This is a genomic window from Candidatus Thermoplasmatota archaeon, assembly GCA_034660695.1.
Classification (GTDB): domain Archaea; phylum Thermoplasmatota; class E2; order UBA202; family DSCA01; genus JAYEJS01.
Map to the genome: position 1 here is coordinate 1 of JAYEJS010000101.1, position 6,382 is coordinate 6,382.

The window sequence follows — 6,382 nt, forward strand, 5'->3', positions numbered from 1 at the left end:
GATTCACAGCAACGGCTAACCGTGTTTACCGCCGAGTGAGATGCGGCATGACCGAGCCCCTTGTGGGCGAGGGCTTGCCGAGGAACGAAGGCGGAATGGGGTTATAGGGGCGTAGCCCCTATTTCACTCAATCAACGTTATTTCCCCAGATATTTTTCTACCCTTTCAAATCCTTCCTTTATCACATCAACATTTTCTACGTGAGGACCATAACTTATTCTCACTCCTTTTTCTAGCGTGTGGCCAAATCCTTTGCCAGGAATAAACAGCACACCAGTATTTTTTAACACCCGTTTCACAAATTCGTCCCCATCCTCATCAACTTTCATGAGGGTGTAGAGGCCTCCTTGAGGGATCAAATGGGGCATTCCAATATGCTCTTCTATCGCTTTTACCGTAACGTCTGCGGCTTTCTTATATGCCATCCTGCTTTTATCCAAATACCTCTTAAGAGAGCCGTCCTTGAGACCTTGGGTTATATATTCTGTCATTGCCATCTGATGCAAAGTATCTGGACAAAGGATCGAGCATTGCTGAGTTCTTTCCATACCGTCTATGACATCAGGATGCGCTTCGACCCAGCCCAGTCTTCTTCCCAAACCTCGGCACCACTTAGAATTGGAATGAATTGCCACCAGGTAAGGAAAATCGTTTGGATTCCATGAAAAATAATCTGGCATTTTTCCGAAGCACTGAGTTTTATAGGCATAATCCAGGACGAGAAAAATCTCCCTTTCCTGGCAGATATCCATAAATGCTTTCACCATTTCGTGAGGAATAACCTGGGAGGAAGGGTTGTCCGGAGACGGGAAAATAACGATTTTTGGTTTTTCCTTATCACATATTTCCTTAAAATTTTCAACAATGTCATCAACTGAAGGAATATATTCCCATGTTTCAGGTTCGAGAACAGGAAGGCGTATAATACTACTTTTTTGCAGTACCATCTCAGTCTGACCCATATAATTTGCATAGGTTGGATCGAGCATGAGGATGCTATCTCCAGAATTTGCAAGAGTGATAAATAAGTCGTGGGTGAGCTGGGTCGAGGATGCCCCAATAATTATATTTTTTTCCTGCAGATCAACTCCAAAAAGAGCTTTTTCCATGACTGTTATGGACTGTATGCATTCGGGAAGACCCAATGTGGGGCTATATTTACCGGAATCATGAAATTTTTTTATATCCGAACAAATTTCCACATATTTTTGTCTGAATGATTCAGGGGCATGGTGGCCCACCCATCCACCTCCATAAGAAATGACTTCATCCGGATTCAAGCCCATATTTATTATATTTTTATCACTTGCCATCTTCATTATCTGACGAATGGGAGAGGGCCTTTTTATCATCTCTTGCAGTATGCATGATAGTTCTGGCATGGTGTGAGAGTATATGCTTGGGAAATATAACTTTTTTCTGCCATTATTGAGTCACCACTCAGACAGCTTTGGTAATGGCGCAAAAATTTCTCTTAATGCCTCCCCTTCTGTTGTCCTCATCATGCCTGCCGCTTCCTTTTTTAACTTACTATCAAGAAAGCCTATTTCTTTCTGATCAGTTTTTCAACACTTTCTTCTACTTCGAAAATCTCTTCATCGTTAACATAATTCAAAATTTTTGTATCCATACTATCCTCGATTGCCCTTCTTACCTCCTACCTTAAAAATATGCTGATTTCTTTTTTATCTGAAACGAATGTTGCACCTATTCTGTCATTGCTTTCAAATGTTATTTTATTTTTCATGCATCCTGTCGAGAAAATGATGCCGTCCACCATGTCTTCCTTGCCGTATACCACTGCTTTTTTTACATTCATTTTTTGGGATGCATATTTTCCCATCTTCAACCCGATCAGCCCGTAGCCATAATGCATGTTTTCACTTTTAGAAATGTGATACAGGTCTGCAAATATCTCCGCTTTGGTATCCCTTAATGTTGGCCTAGAAGCTCTTGTCTCCTCAATTTCTTCAAGATCAATTTCTGTACTGACAAATCCTTCCTTTAGGTATTTCCCTTTGGCAATAAGATTGCCCTTCGGTCCATAAAGTTGCCCCCCTCCCCAAAAGATGAGATTTTCTTGTGCACCTACTAAATTTGCATATGCCATGAATATAGTATTCTCGATAGCTCTCGCAGGTAAAATTCTCTCAAAAAATTCCCTGCTTGTTGTGGGAGATGCAGATATGCATACTACCATGTCGGCACCTTTTAGGGCAAGCCCTTTCACAAGTTCCGGGAAAAATAGGTCATAACATATGCACATTCCTACTTTCCCATGCCTGGTTTCAAATACGGGCAATCCATTTCCTGGCGAAAAATAAAGTTTTTCTTCAAATGGGCCAAAATTTGCAATGAAATATTTTCTATAAACGCTTACCTTTCCTTCAGGATGAACCATTACTGCAGCATTTGAAATTATACCTCTTCTCTCTTTTAAAGGCATTCCGAATATTATATAGCAGCTTTTTTCATTGGCAATTTTTTTGATCGACTGAATGGAAGAACCATCAACGTATTCTGCCAGATCTCTGTATTCGTCTCTGCATCTGTATCCAGTAAGAGCCATTTCTCCAAATACATATACGTCTGCCACATCACCTGAAATCGCTTTTTCCATTTTTTTCAGGTTCTTTTTTTTGTCTCCTACTGTTGGTTTTGTATTTATTAAGCATATTTTCATTCAAATCCCAAAATAATATATTACCCCTGAATATAACATTATCCATATGCTCGAAATAGACCCGGAGGAGACCACCGAGGCAGTAATAGAATTCATAAGGAGCTACACAGAAAATGCCGGAGTGAAAAACGTTGTTATTGGCTTGTCAGGTGGTCTTGATTCTGCTGTCATCATAAAACTCGCATTGCTCTCGCTTGGTAAAAAAAACGTGCATGCCATCTTCATGCCGGAGCTGTCTACACCAGTGGAAGATTTTGAACACGTCCGCCTCATTTCCAGAGAGCTAGACATAGATTATGAAACCATAGACATTTCCCCCCTCATACATTCTATAAGGAAAATGTATCCATATGCCATAGATGAAATCACCCTCGGAAACATAAAATCAAGGCTCCGCATGCTTCTATGGTACGGATATTCTAATTTAAAGAAGAGTCTTGTTTGCGGTTGCTCAAATAAAACAGAATTGTTGATAGGTTATTTTACAAAATATGGTGATGGGGGAAGTGATTTTATGCCAATCGGTGATTTATACAAAACCCAGATATACCAGCTGGCAGAATATCTTGAAATACCCCAACCGATAATAAAAAAGGCACCATCCGCAGGACTATGGAAAGGGCAGACAGATGAAAAAGAACTTGGCATTTCATATGAAAAATTGGATAAGATTCTGTACGGGCTAGAAAGAAAGATGCCCCTCCAGAAAATAGCCAGAATTGCAGACGTTGATGAGAGTGAAGTTATAAGGATACAAACAATGTGTAAACTTAGTCAGCACAAAAGAAATGTGCCACTCATTCCCAAAATAGGCTTAAGGACGATATCCCTTGACTGGAGATCTCCAGTACAGGAAAAGTAGGCATTATATCGCCTTTTCCAGTTCGTCATACTTTTTATAAAGAATTTTTAGCCCCTCAATAAAAGCCCTCCTTGCTGTTAAAGAACCGTCGGTCTCAAAATGAAATATGATTTTGTTTGGATTGCCCTCAACTTTTATTGCGTTGTTAGCACATGCTTCGGCACAGCTCTTGCACAGACTGCATTCCTCCAGGTTTTTTACAGCAACTTTTCCTTTTTTTACCCCGAGAACGCCCCTGGGACACATTTTTATGCATTCCATACATCCATTGCATTCATTTGTTATCACTATCTTTGGATAATAGGTATATCCCGCTCCCGAAACTGTTTGCCATTTTGCATGTTTCTTTCCTGTGCCAAGTTCTGCCTCTGCCTCCAGTATAATTCTCTGGTCCTTCAGAAGCCTTAGTATCGGAATTTTATCATCTTTTACAGCCCACACCGGATCTTCTGCTTTCAAATCCCCGGAGTAAACCGTACATTCTCCCTCTTTACTGAGCGTATAATGGACGATGCAGTTCGGGCATCCCTCGCCGCCGCAGATGCATTCCTCCCTGGGGACAAGAATATCCGGGTCCGTTGGAAGAGGTATTAAAGAAATTCTGTGGGCTACTATTTCATCGAATAAAGCAGACGCGTTATCATATATTGTAACATTTTCTATGGCAAGTTTTGGTACATCTGCCAGCAAAGTCCTTCTTATTGCGTTTACAAAATCCGGTGTTGTGCCTTCTATCAGCACCTTTATGCAATCATCCCCATCTTCCATAAATTTAAGTTTCATACCCTTCTTCCCCTTTTACCGCCTTTTTCTCGACAGCCATCATGGGGTGTGGGGGTGACATCTTCTATTCTCCCTATTTTTAAGCCAGCCCGTGCCAACGCTCTTATAGCTGCCTGTGCCCCCCGACCAGGATTTTTGGATCTCCCTCTCCCGATTCCGCGAACCTTTATATTGACAGAATCCACCCCTTTTTCTTTTAATTCCTCAGCGATTTTTTGTGCTGCACGCATTGCCGCATAAGGAGATCCTTCGTCCTTGTCTGATTTTACAATCATCCCGCCGGAGCATTTTGCAAGTGTTTCTGCCCCTGTCAAATCTGTTGCGGTAATTATTGTGTCATTGTGGGATGCAAATATATGAGTTACTGCCCATTTTCCCATTTTAAGCCTCCTCTTTTAGTTCTATCTTCTGTTCTGCTTTTGGCCTCATAGGGTGCATTTCATCACCGAAGGGTGATGCTGGCATATACTGGATCGTATCCTCCTCGCTTTTTTTTACCATATAAGATGGCACTCTAACTTTTTTACCGTTAACGGCTATATGCCCGTGAATTATCATCTGCCGTGCCTGTCTTGGCGTAAAAGAAAGCCCGTGTAAATATACCTGTGTCTGCAGTCTTCTTGCCAGAATATCCTCTATCGTGAGGGCAAGAACATCGTCAAGCTGGGAATTGGGAGATAGTATGCCCAGCGTAACCATCCTTTTTAAAAGCTCTTCTTTTTCCTTTTCTATCTGTTTTTCCCCGGCGCCAACAAATAACTCCCTTGTATGGCCCCTTATTTTTCTCAAAAAAGTTTCGGCTTTCCATATCTCTCTTTTATTTTTTAATCCATACTTATGAATTAATTCTCTTTCTCTCTCTATCCTTTCTGCCTCCCATGGATGAGACGGCGTTTCATATTTTTTTCTCGGAAATTTCGGATCTCCCATATTTTATCACTCCTTAAGTTTTCTTAGCTATTTTTCGTCTAGAGACTCCCACGGTCAGACCGGATCGTTTATTTGCTCTAGTTCTTTGTCCCCTAACAGGCAGTCCTTTCTCATGCCTTATACCGCGATATGCCCGTATTTTTCTCAGCAAATTAATATCCTCTCTTTTTATCAAATCTATCTCTGCTCCTATCAGATGCTTATCCTCACCGGTTTCTCTATCCTTCCGGCGATTTCTCATCCATTGCGGAGTCCATTCATTTATGTCAGCTATCGCCTTATCAATTTTCTCTATATCTTTATCAGAGAGATTCCCTATCTCGGCAGACTCGTCAACACCCGCAGATTGGACAATAAGTTTAGACATGGAATTGCTTATTCCTTTTATTTGAGTAAGGGCGTACCTGACAGGCTTATTGCCATCTATATCAGTTGTTGCGATGCGCACAATGTACTTAAATTCGTCTTCCTCTTTTTTCTTAGCCATAATTAGCGGGATAAATATCGATGTCGTATTTAATACTTACTAAGGTTATTCCTGCCTTGTCTCGGAATAAATTTTGAAATGCTCTATCCACTGGGACACATCCTTCGGATAAATTTTTGCAAAATTTACAAATTTTTTCAGCTGGATTATCATTATCGGGTCAAGGTTATGCCCCATTGTACAGGCATTTTTATCTGCTATTCACTCTGGAACCTGCAACATTTTAAGGAGTTTCAAAATGGCGGAATGTCTTTCACTAACGGCTTTGCCAATCTTATACCCATCCTTTGTAAGAGTTGCTCCTTCATACTTTTTGTAATCTATGAAGCCCCTAGAAGCCAGCTTTTGAAGCATTTCAGTAGCACTCGCCGGCTTTATTTTAAGATAATAGGCTATATCTGTTGTTCTCGCATAATCTTTCTCTTTAGTTATATTGTAAATTGCTTCTAAGTAATCCTTCTCTCTTCTCATCATATTTGTTTTCTCCTCGGGCAATTTTGGCAGTCCTAAATTTTAGTCAAAATGGAGTGAGAATCCTCTGGGCTTCAGCCCAGAGATGAATCACTCCACAATACTTTTTACTACGTTCCAGTTGGATACATAGTCCCAAGCCCAACCAGAACATGGTTGTAATTAG

Annotated in this window: 8 protein-coding genes; 1 reads left to right on the forward strand and 7 read right to left on the reverse strand. The window is 40.8% G+C overall.

All coding sequences use genetic code 11. The features are described 5' to 3' along the window. Positions 1–137: 137 nt before the first annotated feature. Positions 138–1,382, reverse strand: a complete 1,245-nt coding sequence (locus U9O96_05105; protein ID MEA2054477.1) for a pyridoxal phosphate-dependent aminotransferase — start codon at positions 1,380–1,382, stop codon at positions 138–140. Between the two features lie 275 nt (positions 1,383–1,657). Beyond that, positions 1,658–2,683: a carbon-nitrogen hydrolase family protein gene (locus U9O96_05110; protein ID MEA2054478.1), complete on the reverse strand. Its 1,026-nt coding sequence runs from the start codon at positions 2,681–2,683 to the stop codon at positions 1,658–1,660. A gap of 46 nt (positions 2,684–2,729) precedes the next feature. Between U9O96_05110 and U9O96_05115 the strand changes: the two genes are divergently transcribed. Further along, on the forward strand, positions 2,730–3,545 hold the full coding sequence (locus tag U9O96_05115) for an NAD+ synthase (GenBank protein ID MEA2054479.1): 816 nt from the start codon (positions 2,730–2,732) through the stop codon (positions 3,543–3,545). Positions 3,546–3,548: 3 nt separating this feature from the next. On the opposite strand, the gene U9O96_05120 is transcribed toward U9O96_05115, so the two are convergent. The 5 genes from U9O96_05120 to U9O96_05140 all read right to left on the reverse strand — a co-directional run bounded on the left by U9O96_05120 (position 3,549) and on the right by U9O96_05140 (position 6,219). Continuing rightward, complete coding sequence (locus tag U9O96_05120) at positions 3,549–4,328, reverse strand: DNA-directed RNA polymerase subunit D (protein MEA2054480.1); 780 nt, start codon at positions 4,326–4,328, stop codon at positions 3,549–3,551. After that, complete coding sequence (locus tag U9O96_05125) at positions 4,325–4,708, reverse strand: 30S ribosomal protein S11 (GenBank protein ID MEA2054481.1); 384 nt, start codon at positions 4,706–4,708, stop codon at positions 4,325–4,327. The genes U9O96_05120 and U9O96_05125 overlap by 4 nt, the downstream gene beginning before the upstream one ends. A 1-nt stretch (position 4,709) precedes the next feature. Further along, entirely contained in the window at positions 4,710–5,258 is a 549-nt protein-coding gene (locus tag U9O96_05130) for a 30S ribosomal protein S4 (protein ID MEA2054482.1), read from the reverse strand. Between the two features lie 13 nt (positions 5,259–5,271). Further along, positions 5,272–5,745, reverse strand: a complete 474-nt coding sequence (locus U9O96_05135; protein MEA2054483.1) for a 30S ribosomal protein S13 — start codon at positions 5,743–5,745, stop codon at positions 5,272–5,274. Positions 5,746–5,946: 201 nt separating this feature from the next. After that, entirely contained in the window at positions 5,947–6,219 is a 273-nt protein-coding gene (locus U9O96_05140; GenBank protein MEA2054484.1) for a metal-dependent transcriptional regulator, read from the reverse strand. Positions 6,220–6,382: the final 163 nt, after the last annotated feature.

Bases quoted from the DNA above. Each gene is read 5' to 3' on its own strand.
- U9O96_05105 (MEA2054477.1), bottom strand. From the start codon at position 1,382: ATGCCAGAACTATCATGCATACTGCAAGAGATGATAAAAAGGCCCTCT.
- U9O96_05110 (MEA2054478.1), bottom strand. From the start codon at position 2,683: ATGAAAATATGCTTAATAAATACAAAACCAACAGTAGGAGACAAAAAA.
- U9O96_05115 (MEA2054479.1), top strand. From the start codon at position 2,730: ATGCTCGAAATAGACCCGGAGGAGACCACCGAGGCAGTAATAGAATTC.
- U9O96_05120 (MEA2054480.1), bottom strand. From the start codon at position 4,328: ATGAAACTTAAATTTATGGAAGATGGGGATGATTGCATAAAGGTGCTG.
- U9O96_05125 (MEA2054481.1), bottom strand. From the start codon at position 4,708: ATGGGAAAATGGGCAGTAACTCATATATTTGCATCCCACAATGACACA.
- U9O96_05130 (MEA2054482.1), bottom strand. From the start codon at position 5,258: ATGGGAGATCCGAAATTTCCGAGAAAAAAATATGAAACGCCGTCTCAT.
- U9O96_05135 (MEA2054483.1), bottom strand. From the start codon at position 5,745: ATGGCTAAGAAAAAAGAGGAAGACGAATTTAAGTACATTGTGCGCATC.
- U9O96_05140 (MEA2054484.1), bottom strand. From the start codon at position 6,219: ATGATGAGAAGAGAGAAGGATTACTTAGAAGCAATTTACAATATAACT.